General features: G+C 64.1%; 12 protein-coding genes. 8 read left to right on the top strand and 4 right to left on the bottom strand.

All coding sequences use genetic code 11. From position 1 onward, the window contains the following. Positions 1-208: 208 nt before the first annotated feature. From acs to LB556_RS15975, 3 genes are all read left to right on the top strand, one after another. Positions 209-2,164, top strand: a complete 1,956-nt coding sequence (gene acs, locus LB556_RS15985) for an acetate--CoA ligase (RefSeq protein WP_224568584.1) — start codon at positions 209-211, stop codon at positions 2,162-2,164. Then, complete coding sequence (locus tag LB556_RS15980; RefSeq protein WP_224568583.1) at positions 2,164-2,916, top strand: MOSC domain-containing protein; 753 nt, start codon at positions 2,164-2,166, stop codon at positions 2,914-2,916. Before acs ends, LB556_RS15980 begins: the two co-directional genes overlap by 1 nt. Before the next feature lie 154 nt (positions 2,917-3,070). Then, positions 3,071-3,889 carry a sugar phosphate isomerase/epimerase family protein gene (locus LB556_RS15975; RefSeq protein ID WP_224568582.1) on the top strand — a complete coding sequence of 273 codons (819 nt, stop codon included), beginning with the start codon at positions 3,071-3,073 and terminating at the stop codon, positions 3,887-3,889. A 25-nt stretch (positions 3,890-3,914) separates the two neighbouring features. Here the strand turns inward: LB556_RS15975 and LB556_RS15970 are convergent, their stop codons facing one another. The 3 genes from LB556_RS15970 to LB556_RS15960 form a co-directional block, all read right to left on the bottom strand. Continuing rightward, positions 3,915-5,183: an SAM-dependent methyltransferase gene (locus LB556_RS15970; protein WP_224568581.1), complete on the bottom strand. Its 1,269-nt coding sequence runs from the start codon at positions 5,181-5,183 to the stop codon at positions 3,915-3,917. A gap of 378 nt (positions 5,184-5,561) precedes the next feature. Further along, positions 5,562-6,986 carry a pilus assembly protein gene (locus tag LB556_RS15965; protein WP_224568580.1) on the bottom strand — a complete coding sequence of 475 codons (1,425 nt, stop codon included), beginning with the start codon at positions 6,984-6,986 and terminating at the stop codon, positions 5,562-5,564. 380 nt (positions 6,987-7,366) lie between these two features. After that, positions 7,367-8,236: a transglutaminase-like domain-containing protein gene (locus LB556_RS15960; RefSeq protein WP_224568579.1), complete on the bottom strand. Its 870-nt coding sequence runs from the start codon at positions 8,234-8,236 to the stop codon at positions 7,367-7,369. Positions 8,237-8,405: 169 nt separating this feature from the next. Between LB556_RS15960 and LB556_RS15955 the strand changes: the two genes are divergently transcribed. Next, the gene (locus tag LB556_RS15955) at positions 8,406-9,071 is read left to right on the top strand and encodes an HAD-IA family hydrolase (RefSeq protein ID WP_224568578.1); all 666 of its coding nucleotides are present in this window, start codon (positions 8,406-8,408) and stop codon (positions 9,069-9,071) included. 165 nt (positions 9,072-9,236) lie between these two features. On the opposite strand, the gene LB556_RS15950 is transcribed toward LB556_RS15955, so the two are convergent. Continuing rightward, on the bottom strand, positions 9,237-9,443 hold the full coding sequence (locus LB556_RS15950) for a DUF1674 domain-containing protein (RefSeq protein WP_224568577.1): 207 nt from the start codon (positions 9,441-9,443) through the stop codon (positions 9,237-9,239). Between the two features lie 105 nt (positions 9,444-9,548). Here LB556_RS15950 and htpX point away from each other — a divergent pair, with 105 nt between their 5' ends. The 4 genes from htpX to purH all read left to right on the top strand — a co-directional run bounded on the left by htpX (position 9,549) and on the right by purH (position 15,519). Beyond that, positions 9,549-10,541 carry a zinc metalloprotease HtpX gene (gene htpX / locus LB556_RS15945; protein ID WP_224568576.1) on the top strand — a complete coding sequence of 331 codons (993 nt, stop codon included), beginning with the start codon at positions 9,549-9,551 and terminating at the stop codon, positions 10,539-10,541. Then, positions 10,538-11,926 carry an RsmB/NOP family class I SAM-dependent RNA methyltransferase gene (locus LB556_RS15940; protein WP_224568575.1) on the top strand — a complete coding sequence of 463 codons (1,389 nt, stop codon included), beginning with the start codon at positions 10,538-10,540 and terminating at the stop codon, positions 11,924-11,926. The genes htpX and LB556_RS15940 overlap by 4 nt, the downstream gene beginning before the upstream one ends. A gap of 146 nt (positions 11,927-12,072) precedes the next feature. After that, positions 12,073-13,797 (top strand): heparinase II/III family protein, encoded by a 1,725-nt coding sequence (locus LB556_RS15935; RefSeq protein ID WP_224568573.1) that lies wholly within the window; start codon positions 12,073-12,075, stop codon positions 13,795-13,797. Between the two features lie 105 nt (positions 13,798-13,902). After that, on the top strand, positions 13,903-15,519 hold the full coding sequence (purH, locus tag LB556_RS15930; RefSeq protein WP_224568571.1) for a bifunctional phosphoribosylaminoimidazolecarboxamide formyltransferase/IMP cyclohydrolase: 1,617 nt from the start codon (positions 13,903-13,905) through the stop codon (positions 15,517-15,519). Positions 15,520-15,537 lie beyond the last annotated feature (18 nt).

Here is a 15,537-nt window from a genome sequence, read left to right as displayed (position 1 = left end):
TCTACGGCAAAACATGCGCTTAGCAGCGATGCTCCGGGAGTGCTGACAGCGCTTTGCGCAACCGCTGCGGCATCGCGCCACGCGAATCCAACGTCTAATATTGCCGTCTTCGCGGAACTGTTAATAATGCGCGCGAATTCGTGGCCGCGTCGCCGCGATCCTGACGGCGTTGCAAGCCGGCGGATCGATTCGGGAGGGAAGTCAAGAAATGTCCGAAGTGCATGTGCATCGCGTCCAGCCGGCGTGGAAGAAGAACGCGCTGATCGACAACGACACCTATCTCAAATGGTACGCCGACAGCGTCAAGAACCCGGATAAATTCTGGGGCAAGCACGGCAAGCGCATCGACTGGTTCAAGCCCTTTTCCAAGGTCAAGAACACCTCGTTCGACGGCAAGGTGTCGATCAAGTGGTTCGAGGACGGGCTGACCAACGTTTCCTACAACTGCATCGACCGCCACCTGAAGAAACGCGGCAACCAGACCGCCATCATCTGGGAAGGCGACAACCCCTATGACGACAAGAAGATCACCTACAACGAGCTCCATGAGCATGTCTGCCGGCTCGCCAATGTGATGAAGAAGCACGGCGTCAAGAAGGGCGACCGCGTCACCATCTACATGCCGATGATCCCCGAGGCCGCCTATGCGATGCTGGCCTGCACGCGCATCGGCGCCATCCATTCGATCGTCTTTGGCGGTTTTTCGCCGGATGCGCTGGCCGGCCGCATCGTCGACTGCGAATCGACCTTCGTCATCACATCGGACGAGGGCCTTCGTGGCGGCAAGCCGATCCCGCTGAAGGAGAACACCGACAAGGCGATCGACATCGCCGCCAAGAACCATGTCACGGTCAAGAGCGTTGTCGTCGTGCGCCGCACCGGCGGCAAGATCGCCTGGGCGCCGGGGCGCGACGTCTGGTATCACGACGAAGTAGCGACCGTGAAACCCGAGTGCAAGCCGGAGAAGATGAAGGCGGAGGATCCGCTGTTCATCCTCTACACATCCGGCTCGACCGGCAAGCCGAAGGGCGTGCTGCACACCACCGCCGGCTATCTCGTCTATGCCTCGATGACGCACCAATATGTCTTCGACTACCATGACGGCGACATCTACTGGTGCACGGCCGATGTCGGTTGGGTCACCGGCCACAGCTACATCGTCTACGGACCGCTGGCGAATGGGGCCACCACGCTTATGTTCGAAGGTGTGCCCAACTATCCATCGCAGTCGCGCTTCTGGGAAGTCATCGACAAGCACAAGGTCAACATCTTCTACACCGCTCCGACGGCGTTGCGCGCGCTGATGGGCGCCGGCGACGATCCCGTGAAGAAGACATCGCGCAAATCGTTGCGCGTGCTGGGTTCGGTCGGCGAGCCGATCAATCCGGAAGCCTGGGAGTGGTATTTCAACGTCGTCGGCAACGGCAAGGTGCCGATCGTCGACACCTGGTGGCAGACCGAGACCGGCGGCATCCTGATCACGCCGCTGCCGGGCGCCACCGACCTCAAGCCGGGCTCGGCGACGCGGCCGTTCTTCGGTGTCAAGCCGCAGCTGGTCGACGGCGAAGGCAAGGTGCTGGAAGGCGCCGCCGACGGCAATCTCTGCATCACCGATTCCTGGCCCGGCCAGATGCGCACCGTCTATGGCGACCACGACCGCTTCGTGCAGACCTATTTTTCGACCTACAAGGGAAAATACTTCACCGGCGACGGCTGCCGCCGCGACGCCGATGGCTATTACTGGATCACCGGCCGCGTCGACGACGTCATCAACGTTTCCGGCCACCGCATGGGCACGGCCGAGGTCGAATCGGCACTGGTCAGCCATGAGAAGGTCTCGGAAGCCGCCGTCGTCGGCTATCCTCACGACATAAAGGGCCAGGGCATCTACAGCTACGTCACCTTGATGAAGGGCGTCGAGGCAACCGAGGAGCTGCGCAAGGAGCTCGTCGCCCACGTCCGCAAGGAGATCGGCGCCATCGCCTCGCCCGACAAGATCCAGTTCGCGCCGGGCCTGCCCAAGACGCGCTCGGGCAAGATCATGCGCCGCATCCTGCGCAAGATCGCCGAGGACGACTTCGCCGCCCTTGGCGACACCTCGACGCTGGCCGATCCGGCCGTCGTCGACGACCTCGTCGCCAACCGGCAGAACAAGAAGGGCTGATGCGGGAAGACCCGGCATTGGGCACCGTCACCCAGTTGTGGCGCTATCCGGCGAGTTCGCTCGCCGGCGAGCGCCAGGACGCCATCATGGTCGGCACCGACAGCATCGAGGGCGACCGCATGTTCGGCCTCGTCGATACCGCCGACAACGAGATCGCCCGGCCCGACCGTGACGCCAAGTGGCACAAGGTGCCGCGCATCCGGACCCGGTTGAACCGCGACGGCGAACTGGAAATCGCCGTCCCGGACGGCGCCTGGCTCGCCGCTCCCGGGGCCGAATGCGACCGCGCCGTGTCTGCCTATCTCGGCTTCGGCGCCTCGATCCGGCCGTTCCGCGGGCAGAATGCGGCCGGCTATGCCGGGCCGTTGACCGCGGAGCGCTATCGCAAGGCGCCGGTCCATCTCCTGACCACGGCCTCCCTGGCGCGGCTGAAGGCGCTTCATCCGGACGGTGCCGCCGATCCCCGCCGTTTCCGCCCCAATATCGTCGTCGACATGGCTCCTGTCGACGGCTCGTTTCCCGAAACCGAATGGATCGGCCGCAAGCTCGCCATCGGCGACCTCGTCCTGACCATCTCCGAACCCTGCCGCCGCTGCGGCTTTACCATCGTCGCCCAGGACGGCTTCGACAATGATCCGGCCATCCTGCGCAACCTTGTCCGCCACAACGCGCACAATCTCGGCGTCTATTGCACCGTCGACCAGCCCGGCCGTCTCGAGATCGGCGCGCCGATGCGATTTGTAACGGCATAGTTTTCGGAGCTCGCCGCCCGGTGCGATCGAGGTGTGGCGTCGCCGTTCGCGCGGCTTGTAATACGGGTGACAGAAAACCGCGCCATACAGCTGGCGCGACCCGCCTTGCCGCTTCCGTCGGCATCCATTTCACATCCCGCCAACCGGAGTGCCTATGACGTCCCTGCCCATCCTTGGCGCCGCCATGACCCTGGACGACCTCGAAATCCATCGCGACTGGCTTTTCGAAAAGCAGCGCGACCTCGAATTGCAAAGCTTCACCGAGGCCAGTGTTCTCAATGGCGACTGGGGGCCGCTCGCGGCCCGGGCCAAAAAGCTTCTCGATGGCTATGAGGGACGGCTCGGGATCCACGGGCCATTCTGGGGCTTCACCATCGCCTCGCAGGACGCCGATATTCGCGACGTCGTCAGCAAACGCCTGCTGCAAGGCCTCGATGTCTGTGCCACCATCGGGGCGACGCACATGGTTGTCCACAGCCCCTATACGACCTGGTCCTACAACAACCTCGACAACAATCCTGGCGAGCGCGAAAAAATCATCGAATACTGTCGGTTGACGCTGAGCGAAGCGGTCGGGCGGGCCGAAGACATCGGCTGCACCATGGTTCTGGAAAACATCGAGGACAAGGATCCGCATATCCGCGTGGCATTGGCCGACAGCTTCAAGTCGCCCGCGGTCGCAGTCTCCATCGACACCGGCCACGCGTACTATGCCCATGGCTCGACCGAGGCACCGCCGGTCGACTACTACGTGCACGCCGCCGGCAACCGCCTGCGGCATGTCCATCTGCAGGACGCCGACGGCTACGCCGATCGTCACTGGAGCCTCGGCGAAGGCACGATCCCATGGCGTTCGGTGTTTGCCGCGCTCGCCAAACTCGACAGCAATCCGCGCCTCATCATCGAGATCAAGGACAAGTCCAAGATCCCGGCTTCGGCGGCCTATATGGCTTCGCTGGGCATCGCCGAGTGAGACGGCGGCGAGCGCCCAGCGCCGGCTACCGGTAAAGATCGGCCCGCGTCGGCGGCAGGCCGCTCGGTCCTCGCGCGCGCTTGGTGGCGACCGTCTGGAATATCTGTGCCGAGGCGCGTTCGAAGGTGATGGAGCAGCCGGTCAGGTAGAGCAGCCAAAGCCTTGCCCTGGGCTCGCCCACCTCGGCAATGGCCTCGTCAAATCGCGCATGCAGGCGCTCGGCCCATAGCCCGCAGGTGCGGGCGTAGTGCTCGCGCAGGTTTTCGACGTCGTGGACGAGGAAGCTATGCGCTTCGAGATTGCCGAGCGTCATCCCGATCGTGTCGAGCTCGCCGCCCGGAAAAATGTATTTGATCAGCGCCTTGTATTCCGGCCCCTTGCGCAAGGTCTTCCTCAGGTCGCCCTTGCTGCGCCGCGTGATGGCGTGGTGCAGGTAGATGCCGCCAGGTTTCAGCAAACGGTGCACCGCGGAAAAATAGGCAGCGTGGTTGGCGAGGCCCAAATGCTCGAACATGCCGATCGACGATATCTTGTCGAAAGTGCCGGAGAGCTCGGCGTAGGATTTTATCTCGATGGTGATCCGCTCCTCAAGCCCCTCGGCGCGGATGCGCTCGCGCGCCAACTTCGTCTGCTCTTCTGACAGCGACACGCCATGACCGACGACGCCGTAATGCTTCGCGGCGTGGATCAGCATCGCCCCCCAGCCGCAACCTATGTCCAGCAGGCTTTCGCCCGGCTTTAGCCTCAGCTTACGGCAGATATGGTCGAGCTTGTCGATTTGCGCCTGATCGATGTCATTGGCGAAATCCTTGAAGTAGCCGCAGCTGTAAACCATCCGTTCGTCGAGGAAGAGCCGGTAGAAAGCATTCGAAATGTCGTAATGATGTTGGATCGCTTCCTTGTTCGACCCGCTGACATAAGGGTTGCGACCGGACAAGTCGGTCCGTGCCGTCATCTGCTTTCGCGAAAACAGCACGGCCGGCAAGTCCCGCAGGATCGCCAGCTTGGGCAATGATCCAAGCTTCGCCCGCAGCTTGCCCTGGGACGGCAGGGCATAGAGGTCGAACAGCGACCCCTCTTCGACATCGATGGTTTTGGAAATCCACATCTCGACCAGCGTCGAGAAGCTTGGCCGCCGGGCCAACTGCCAGACGATATCCTGATCATTGATCGCCAGAACCGGCCCGTCGGCGGGGCCGATGCGCTCGCCGGTCCACAGCCTGACGGCGAAACCCGGTTTCAGGGTCTCGATCGCCGTTCGAACGATGCGCGCGGCTCTTTCTGTGGCGTCCATGCTCGTTTCCCCATGGCCCGAGATGGGACGATCTTGTCCGTTTGGGCCGTGGATCGCAAGCCGAGCGAGAGGCCCTCTTCTCAACGGCGTTGCTGACGGTGTGCCTTTTTCAGCGTGGCTCCTTGTCATTTGCTGCGACGCACCCCATCATGAAGGTGTGTTCAACAAACTGAAAGGAGGTGATCCGATGTCGAGTGATTTCGTTTTCCAGAACGTGGCCTCAGCGGATTGCACTTTCGGGAAGCAGTCTTCCCGTTAAGGCGCGAGATGCGCGGCGGGTGACGTGGGCGTCACCGCCATTGAGCCGCGCCATGGACGGAAACACGGAAGGCCGCCGGCTTCGAAAGAAGCGGCGGCCTTTTCCTTTTGGCGCATCCGCTATTTGGTCAGCGTCAGACGCTCGATGTTTTGTACGATAGCGCTAAAGGCATCATTCAGTTCCGGACCCGTTGCCGCTTCGTAATAATGCTTCAGCGAGGACGTGTCCGCAGTGGAACAGTCCCGAAGCACGCTCTTGGCCTGGTCGCGTTCGGTCGATGTCATGGACGGATCGTCGAGATCGAAGCCGATCGTGAATATCTCGATGCCGTCGCGTTTCATGTTATCGCAAATGCTTTCGGCATTGCTTCGCGACATCTGGCCCGCATTCTGCGATCTTGGCGCGCCGCGCCCGCCGGCGAAAGCTGTATTGAACTGACCGTCCGTCATCAGGATGGCGACCTTGCCCACTCTCCTGCTGTCGAAATTGGCAGGGCCGGCGCCCAGCCTTGCGTCGACAATGGTCGAGCGCCATGTGGGTGAAAGCATGTAGTAACCCCATTGCACGGCAATACCGCCGGCGGTCACGCCACCTGCCTTGAAACTGGCGATAGTGCTCAGCAATTTCTGCTTGTCGGCTGAGAGCGGAATAAGCTCCGGCTTCGGGCAGCTTCCCATGCGATCGTCCCGGTTGATCTTGGCGAGATAGGTCTTGCCCTGTTTGTTCAGTCGCGGCGCCGAGGGCCCGTCGGACGAATAATCCGCATAGCCATCCTTGTCCTTGCGCTCGGTGGCACAGTTGTCGGGTCGGGTGGGTGCGGATGAACCCACCTGTATCGGTGCGTCCACTGCTGGCGGCACATCGGAACCACCCGGCTGCTCGACGAAGACGCTGTTCGCGAGGCCGCCGGTGTTCACCGCTTCGGCATAAGGAACGATCGCCACGCGCACGCGCGGATTGTTGGGGTCGATGTTATTGTCGAGCAGGTCCTCGACGGCGCCGGAAGCGGCAGCCCGCAGGTCGCCGATCTTGTCGGTCTTGGCCCACCAGTTGGCGGCCATCGAACCGGTCACATCAAGCATCATCGCCACTTCGATGTTCTTGTCCGAATAGAGCGATGTCGTCGAGGCGGTAACGCGCTTCATGTCCGCCATACCGAAAATCGGGAAAAACAGGGAGACATCGACGTGGGCATCCGCCTGCACCGTATTGGCTGTCCTGTCGACGATCAGCTTGTCGAGCACGATCTGGCCGGGGTGCAGAATTCCGGCGCTGTCGTTGGCGTCGAGAAAGGCCTGCACCGACTTGTTGGCGTCGGCTTCCTTGATGGCGCCGGTGGTCAGGTCACGCGCCGTCGATGTCACGGCCGCATCGACCACGCCCTGCAGGCTCGATTTGGCATTGTAGAGCTGAGTGACATTGACCGAAAAGCCCGCGGCCAGCGCCAAGACCGAGGCAGCAAAGCCGAACAGGACCGCGAAATTTCCACCGCGGTCCCTGGCGAACCCGCCGACCGCGTGAACAAGACCCCCGTAATTTCGCATCCAACAGCCTCCGCTTGCCTCGGCCTCGTCGCCGCGGAGAGGGCAATGCAGGATTCCAGCCGGACGACGCCGCCTCCGGCCGGGGCCCCTTCGGCCAAACATCAACCATTTGATTTTGCTTGCTTTCGCCCTTCGCAAAGGTGAACGGCCGGTAAACGGAAAAGCCGGGCCGACCGTCGCGTTAACGGGGCGCTTACCATACCGGCGACGAGACAATTGCCGAAGCGGGCCGACGTCCTGTTGCGGCACAGGCTTTTGTGTGCCGAAGCGGACCAACTGTCCCATGGTTGCAGGCCACGATCCCGTGCGCTGGTGAGCGGCGAATGCGTTTGGAAGGAGGGCCAGCCAGCAAGGCCGGCCTCACCCGGACAACGACATACCTAGGCCAGCATCTGTGTGCTGACGGTCCTGTCGATGCCGTGGTGGGGCGGATTGAACAGCCTGCCTTCCTGCTCATATGTCCACACCTTGAAAAGGCTGAGCTGGTGCGGGCCGAAGCTGTGCAGCAAAGGCACGTCGGTGGCGTCGCGGCCGCGCGCGATGACGACACGACCGATCCTGGGCCGGTTGTGGCGCGGATCGAACGTGTACCACTTGCCGTCGAGGAAAACTTCCATCCAGGCCGAGAAATCCATTGGCGCCGGGTCCGCCGACACGCCGATGTCGCCGAGATAGCCGTTCACGTAGCGCGCCGGAATGTTCATGCAGCGGCAAAGCGTGATCGCCAGATGGGCGAAGTCGCGGCACACGCCGACGCGTTCCTCGTGCGCCTGCGCGGCGGTGCGGGTCGACCGCGCATAGCCATAGCCGAAGGACAGGCGATTATGGACATAATCGACGATCGCCTGCACCCGGGCCCAACCGGATGGAAGGTGCCCGAAAAGCTGCCAGGCGAGATTGCTCAGATGATCCGTCTCGCAGTAGCGGCTGCCCAGGAGATAGCCCAGCACCTCATCCGGCAATTCCGCCACCGGCACTTCCCTGGCCAGCGTGTTGACCTCGTCCGTCTCGCCGCTGTCCTCGACGACGGCGTCGTAGAGGATGCGAAAGCCTCCGGCGGGCGCGGTGAACCGGCGGCAGGCGTTGCCATGCAGGTCGTGATAGAGCCTGGACGGCACCGATGGCGAGGTGAGCACACGCGTCTGGCGCTTGATGTCGGCCTGCCTGTCCTTGTGGATCTCGAGCAACGAAATCACCGGAGTGGCCTCGGCGCATTCAATGGCAATCTCATAGCCGAGGCGGATCAGCATGGGCGTCGTCCCTTGGTTCGCATGGAGGGGATGGTGCCGTTCAACGTCGCAAGGTGACGGTTGTTCCCTCGATCGCGCCCAACGCGCGCTCTGGCGTCTTTCCATATCGGCGCCCAGCCGTTACGGTTGCGTCCTTCCCACCGCACCTCCCCGCACTTCAAGGAAAATCATGTTCGCAGGCAGAAAATTCGCCGCCTTCCTCTTCGATATGGACGGCACGCTCATCAATTCCATCGCCTCGGCGGAGCGCGTCTGGGGCGATTGGGCGCGGCGTCACGGCCTCGACGTCGCTGCCTTCCTGCCGACGATCCATGGCGTGCGGGCGATCGAAACCATCACCGCCCTGGCACTCCCAGGCGTCGATCCGGCGCACGAAGCCGATCTGCTCCTGGAGGCGGAGGCGGCCGATCTCGATGGCATCCTCCAGATCGCCGGCGCCGTGGCGTTTCTCAACGCGCTGCCGCCGGAGCGCTGGGCGATCGTGACCTCGGCGCCACGCTCTTTGGCGCTTGCACGCATGAAGGTCGCCGGCATTCCTGTCCCCGGGGTCCTCGTCACGGCGGAGGACGTTTCCCGCGGCAAGCCGGCGCCCGATTGCTTCCAGCTCGGCGCAAGACGACTTGGCTTCGAGGCGCGCGATTGTCTGGTGTTCGAGGATGCCCCGGCCGGCATCGCGGCGGCGGAGGCGGCGGGCGCGTCGGTCATGGTGATCAACGCCACGCACCAGCATCCGCTGGCGACGCATCATGCCGCGATCGCAGGTTACGATGCGATCGACATCGCTCTCGACGAACGTGGCTGGATTGCGCTCGAGCCTCAGCGCGACGCTGCATAAAACGCAACGCTGCCGGGAGCGTGTCGATATTCAGGTCAGGCCGGCCTCACCCCGAATATCAACTCACTCTAAAGCGGTGAGCGTTTGAATCGCCGAACCGCTCTAACTCTTTGTTTTCGCGCAATTCCGGACGGAAAACCGCTACGCACTTTTCCTGGAATTGCTCTAAAAATCGCTGGTCAGGCCCTTCACCTCCCAGTCGCCATAGCGGCCGGGTTCCTTGCCGCCACGGCCGCCGATCTCGCGGGGAAGCGCTGCTTCCCTGCGGCGGTAGTCCTGCCGCCTTGCCTCGGCTTCCTGCAGCGCGCGGCGGGCAGCCGGCGTCAGTTCCTTCGGGCCGGCGGCGGGCGTTTTGCTGGTTTCCTCGTGCATGCGACGTCTCGGGCGGATTGAAACAGGAACGGGCGTTTCCCATCATATAGCGATGACCACACAAGGATCGACCCTTTTTTGCCACCGTCGAGACAGGAGCAGACGATGAACACCATTCGCACCGCCATGCTGCTTGCCGCGATGACAGCGCTGTTCATGGGCGTTGGGTTTTTGATCGGCGGCTCGGGCGGCATGATGATCGCGCTGGTGATCGCCGCCGGCACCAATTTGTTCAGCTACTGGAACGCCGACAAGATGGTGCTGTCGATGAACCACGCCGTCGAGGTCGATGAGAAGAACGCCCCGGAATATTACGCCATCGTCCAGGCACTGGCCAAGCAGGCCGGGTTGCCGATGCCCAGGACCTATCTGATCGACAGTCCGCAGCCGAATGCCTTCGCCACCGGCCGCAATCCGCGGAACGCGGCGGTCGCCGCCTCCACCGGCCTGTTGCAGCGGCTGACCCATGAAGAGGTCGCCGCCGTGATGGCGCATGAGCTCGCCCACGTCCAGCACCGCGACACGCTGACCATGACCATCGTCGCAACCTTTGCCGGAGCCATCTCGATGCTCGGCAGTTTCGCCTTTTTCTTCGGCGGCAACCGCGACAACAACAACCCGTTCGGCTTCGTCGGCGTGCTGGCGGCGATGATCGTGGCGCCTTTTGCCGCCATGATCGTGCAGATGGCGGTCAGCCGCACCCGCGAATACGAGGCCGACCGGCGCGGCGCCGAAATCTGTGGACACCCGCTGTGGCTGGCCTCCGCGCTTGACAAGATCGCCCGAGGGGCCGAACGCATTCCCAACCCCGACGCCGAGCGCAATCCGGCGATGGCGCATCTCTTCATCATCAACCCCCTGCATGGCGAGCGCATGGACAGTCTGTTCTCCACCCATCCGAGCACCGACAACCGCATCGCAGCGCTGCAGGCGATGGCTCAGCAGATAGGCGATGGCGCGCCACGGGCGACGCAGCGCCAGGCGCCGACGCCACCGCAGGGCAAGCCACTCCCCCCTGAACCGCCGGCGGAACCGGCCAGGCCCACATCCAATCCGTGGGGCCGCAATCCGACCGGGCCCAGGGGCCCGTGGTCGTGAGCGTGGCGGGCAGGGCACCTCGGCGCACGGTTTCAAGCGATCAGGAACACAATGCCGGCGGCGAATTCGTTGCCGGTCTCGCGGCGCGCAAGGCGGCGGCGCGACTGCTGGCCGCCGTCATCGACGCGCGTACGCCGCTCGACGGCCTGACCGATCATGAAAACGGCCATCCGCAATACAGGGCGCTCGATTTGCGCGACCGCGGCCTGGTACGCGCCATCCTGGTCACCGCGCTGCGCTACCGCATGACCATATCGGGACTGCTGTCGCGGCGCCTGGAAAAGCCGCTGCCGCCCAATGCCACTGCCTTGTCGCACATCCTGCACGTGGCGGCCGCGCAGATCCTGTTCCTCGACATTCCCGACAGCGCCGCCGTCGACCTCGCCGTGACCCACGCCAAGTCCGACCCCCGCACCCAGCGCTTTTCCGGTCTGGTCAACGGCGTGCTGCGCACGCTGGCGCGCGCCAAGGAAGCCGAGCTTCCGGCCGCGCTTGCCGCCACCGACGAAGCGCCAAAATGGTTTTCCGACCGGCTGAAGGCCGCCTACGGCCCCGAGAAGGCCCGGCAGATCCTGGCTGCCCATCGCCACGAGGCGCCAGTCGATTTCTCGGTCAAGGCCGATGCCGAACTCTGGGCCGAAAAGCTCGGCGGCATCGTCCTGCCCACGGGAACGGTCCGGGTGGAAAAGCTTGCCGGCGCCGTCACCGAATTGCCTGGCTTCGCAGAGGGCGCGTGGTGGGTCCAGGATGCCGCGGCCAGCCTGCCGGCACGGCTGTTCGGCGACGTCACCGGCCTGCGCGTCGCCGATCTCTGCGCCGCGCCTGGCGGCAAGACCGCGCAGCTCATTCTCGCCGGCGCCAGGGTGACCGCCATCGACACTTCGAAGAACCGGCTGGCGCGGCTGGCGCAGAACCTCGCTCGCCTTGCCCTGTCGGCCGACATCGTCCAGGCCGACCTGCTCAAGTTTGAGCCCGGCGAATTGTTTGACGCCGTGCTGCTCGATGCGCCGTGCTCCTCGACCGGCACGGTACGCCGGCATCCCGACGTGCCGTGGACAAAGACGGCGGCGGACGTCGAGAAGCTCGCCGACCTGCAACGCAGGCTGCTCGCCCGCGCCGCTACGCTGGTCAGGCCCGGCGGCCGGATCGTCTTTTCCAATTGTTCGCTCGACCCGCTTGAAGGCGAAGAACTGCATCGTTCCTTCCTCAAGGACACGGCTGCAATCATCGACGATCCGCTGCGGCACGGCGAGATCGCCGGGATCGACTTGTTCCTGACGCCGCAAGGCACGCTGCGTACCACGCCCGCCGATCTCGATCTCGGCGCGCCGGAGCGCTCCGGTCTGGACGGCTTCTTCGCTGCGCGCATGCGTCGTGCCGGCTAAGCGTGTAAACATCCGTATTTGCTGACTTTTTTAGGGCGGATCCGGGTTAAGGACTAGTTAACCGGAACCGTTGTCAGGAATTCGTCTTCGCACGAAACGTTCGATCATGTAGCTTGTGCCGGGGTAGAGGACGATCAGGAGGGGTTTTGGCAGTTGCTGCCGGCAACACGACGCGTCTGTGGACGCTGGTCGCGAAGGAGTTCTGGCGCAAGACGCGCCGGCGCCTGCGTGCCGGGCCGATCTATCGCTGGCGCTATTCCGGACGCACGCCCGAACGCGTCCTGATCGCGCCGCCCGACCTGCGCCTGGCCGATCCGCAGATCGCGCTCGAAATCTATTACGGCCGCTATCCGCTGTCTGGCCATCTGGTCGAGACCGGCGGCAAATCCCCTTTCCAGATCAATGTCCCCAATCACGGTTGGCAAAAGACGCTGCATGGCTTCCGCTGGCTGCGCCATATGCGTGCCGCCGGCACGGAGCTTGCCGCGGCAAACGCCCGCGCGCTGGTTTCCGACTGGATCGCCATGCATGGCAGCCATATTTCGGGCATTGCCTGGGAGCCGGGCACGACGGCCAAACGCATCATCGCCTGGCTGCAGCATTCTTCCGTCGTGCTGCAAGGCGCCGAATTTCCCTTCTACCGGGCTTTCCTGAAATCGCTGGCGGTGCAGATCCGCTATCTCAAGTCGATGGCGCGCGAAATGCCCGACGGCAAGGACCGGCTGCGCGCCCGCATCGCGCTGGCCTTTGCCGCCCTGTCCCTGCCGGCGCCGGCCTCGGCGCTGCGCACCGCCACCCGCAACCTCGCCGAGGAACTCAATCGCCAGATCCTTGCCGACGGCGGCCATGTCTCGCGCAATCCAATGGCGGTGCTGGAAATCCTCGCCGACCTTCTGCCGCTGCGCCAGACCTATGCCAACCAGGCCGAAGCGCCGCCGCAGGCGCTGATCGGCGCCATTGACCGCATGCTGCCGGCGCTGCGTTTCTTCCGCCACCAGGATGGCAGCCTCGCCCGCTTCAACGGCATGGGCGCCACCATCCACGACCGCATCGCCACCATCCTGCGCCATGACGACACCGCCGGCTTGCCGCTGCTGCATGCGCCGCATTCTGGCTATGAGCGGCTGGCCATGGGCGGCACCACCGTCATCGCCGATACCGGCCTGCCGCCGCCGGTCGACGTGTCCAATGCGGCGCATGCCGGCTGCCTCGCCTTCGAACTGTCGTCGGGCCGCCAGCATTATATCGTCAATGCCGGCATCGATACCTACGGCGCCGCCGAGTTCCGGCCACTGGCCCGCGCCACCGCCGCGCATTCGACAGCCACCATCAACGACACGTCTTCGGCGCGTTTCACCCACTCGCTGCGGGTCAACGACCAATTGGGCTCACCGTTGATCGGCGGCCCGCAGCACGTGCAGTGCAAGCGCATCGACCAGAAGGGCGTCCACGGCTTCATCGCCCGTCATGACGGCTATCTCCAGCGCTTCGGTTTCCTGCATGAGCGTGAGCTGAAACTCTCTTCGGAGGGCAATGTGCTGGAGGGTCGAGACCGGTTCCTGCGGCCCGGCAACGCCGCGATCCGCAACAATGGCCGCGATTTCATCACCGTGCGCTTTCACGTCCATCCGGACATCAATCTGCTGCAGGACGAGCAGGAGCGGCTGGTCCTGACCGCCGATCAGGCCGACACCTGGGTGTTCACCTCGGACGAAGTCATGCCCGAAGTGGAGGAATCGATCTATTTCGCCGGCCTGGGCGGTCCGCGCCGCAGCCGTCAGATCGTGCTCGCCTTCAAGGCGTCCGAGATTGCCGAAGTCCACTGGCAACTTACGCGGACAAAGATCGCCGGTTATCCCGAACACAACTGAGGTTGCGGCGGCAATGGCATGCCGCGAAAAAGCGAACCCTTGATTTCCGGGCCTCATGTGCTACGGCGCGGGCCTGCTCCTCCAGACTTGAAAGGCCGCCAGCCCATGGCCGTTCCAGCCAAGAACATTCCCGCCCCCGACCTCGTTCCGGTCCGCCGCGCACTGCTGTCCGTCTTCGACAAGACCGGCCTGGTCGACTTCGCCAGGGCGCTGGCCGCGGCCGGCGTCGAACTGGTCTCCACCGGCGGCACGGCAAAAGCGATCGGCGATGCCGGCATGGCGGTGCGCGACGTCTCCGAACTCACCGGTTTTCCCGAAATCATGGACGGCCGTGTCAAGACACTGCACCCGTCCGTGCATGGCGCGCTGCTTGGCGTCCGTGATGACCCCGAGCATGCGTTGGCGATGCGCAAATACGGCATCGAGCCGATCGATCTCGTCGTCTCCAATCTTTATCCGTTCGAGGACGTCCGCCGCTCCGGCGCCGATTATGCGGCGATCGTCGAGAACATCGACATTGGCGGCCCGGCGATGATCCGCGCATCGGCCAAGAACCACGCCTACGTCGCCATCGTCACCGATCCCGGCGACTACGCCGCGGTGCTCAACGCACTGGAGATGAACATCGGCTCCCTGTCCTTGGATTTTCGCAAGAAACTGGCGGCCAAGGCCTTTGCCCGCACCGCCACCTATGACGCGGCGATTTCGGGCTGGTTCGCCGAGGCGCTTGAGATCGAGCATCCTACCTGGCGGGCCTTCGGCGGCAGGCTGGCCGAGGTCATGCGCTACGGCGAAAACCCGCATCAGAGTGCCGGCTTCTACGTCGATGGCGACAAGCGGCCTGGCGTTGCCACGGCGCGGCAGCTCCAGGGCAAGCAGCTGTCCTACAACAACATCAACGACACCGATGCCGCCTTCGAACTGGCCGGCGAATTCGATCCCAACCGCTCGGCTGCCGTCGCCATCATCAAGCACGCCAATCCGTGCGGCGTCGCCGAAGGCACGTCGCTGAAGGAGGCCTACGCCAAGGCACTCGTCTGCGATCCGGTCTCGGCCTTCGGCGGTATCGTCGCCTTGAACCGCACCCTCGACGCCGAGGCGGCCGGGGAAATCGTCAAGACCTTCACCGAGGTGATCATCGCGCCCGATGCCACCGAGGAGGCCGCGGCAATCATAGCTGCCAAGAAGAATTTGCGCCTGCTGGTCACCGGCGGACTGCCCGACCCGCGCACGGCAGGCACGACGGTCAAGTCGGTCGCCGGCGGCCTGCTCGTCCAGGGCCGCGACAATGCCGTGGTCGACGACCTCGAACTCAAGGTGGTGACGAAGCGCGCGCCGACGCCCGGCGAAATGGCTGACCTCAAATTCGCCTTCCGCGTCGCCAAGCACGTCAAGTCGAACGCCATCGTCTATGCCAAGGACGGCGCCACCGTTGGCATCGGCGCCGGCCAGATGAGCCGGGTCGATTCCTCACGCATCGCCGCGCGCAAGGCGCTCGACGCCGCGGAGGCGGCGGGACGGGTCGAGCCGCTGACCAAGGGCTCGGTCGTCGCTTCCGACGCGTTCTTCCCTTTCGCCGATGGCCTGCTGTCGGCTATCGAAGCCGGTGCCACCGCCGTGATCCAGCCGGGCGGTTCGATGCGCGACGACAATGTCATCGCCGCTGCCGACGAACATGGCATCGCCATGGTGTTCACCGGCGTACGGCATTTCAGACACTAATCTAGAAGGTCGCGCCCC

Origin of the sequence: Mesorhizobium sp. ES1-4 (assembly GCF_020164745.1) — a bacterium.
GTDB lineage: Bacteria > Pseudomonadota > Alphaproteobacteria > Rhizobiales > Rhizobiaceae > Mesorhizobium.
The sequence above is the reverse complement of the archived record's forward strand: the minus strand, read 5'-3'. Positions and strand labels throughout refer to the sequence as shown.

Coding starts and splice junctions, on each gene's coding strand:
- LB556_RS15960 (WP_224568579.1), bottom strand. CDS start 8,236: ATGCTGATCCGCCTCGGCTATGAGATTGCCATTGAATGCGCCGAGGCC.
- htpX (WP_224568576.1), top strand. CDS start 9,549: ATGAACACCATTCGCACCGCCATGCTGCTTGCCGCGATGACAGCGCTG.
- purH (WP_224568571.1), top strand. CDS start 13,903: ATGGCCGTTCCAGCCAAGAACATTCCCGCCCCCGACCTCGTTCCGGTC.
- LB556_RS15965 (WP_224568580.1), bottom strand. CDS start 6,986: ATGCGAAATTACGGGGGTCTTGTTCACGCGGTCGGCGGGTTCGCCAGG.
- LB556_RS15955 (WP_224568578.1), top strand. CDS start 8,406: ATGTTCGCAGGCAGAAAATTCGCCGCCTTCCTCTTCGATATGGACGGC.
- LB556_RS15950 (WP_224568577.1), bottom strand. CDS start 9,443: ATGCACGAGGAAACCAGCAAAACGCCCGCCGCCGGCCCGAAGGAACTG.
- LB556_RS15975 (WP_224568582.1), top strand. CDS start 3,071: ATGACGTCCCTGCCCATCCTTGGCGCCGCCATGACCCTGGACGACCTC.
- acs (WP_224568584.1), top strand. CDS start 209: ATGTCCGAAGTGCATGTGCATCGCGTCCAGCCGGCGTGGAAGAAGAAC.
- LB556_RS15970 (WP_224568581.1), bottom strand. CDS start 5,183: ATGGACGCCACAGAAAGAGCCGCGCGCATCGTTCGAACGGCGATCGAG.
- LB556_RS15980 (WP_224568583.1), top strand. CDS start 2,164: ATGCGGGAAGACCCGGCATTGGGCACCGTCACCCAGTTGTGGCGCTAT.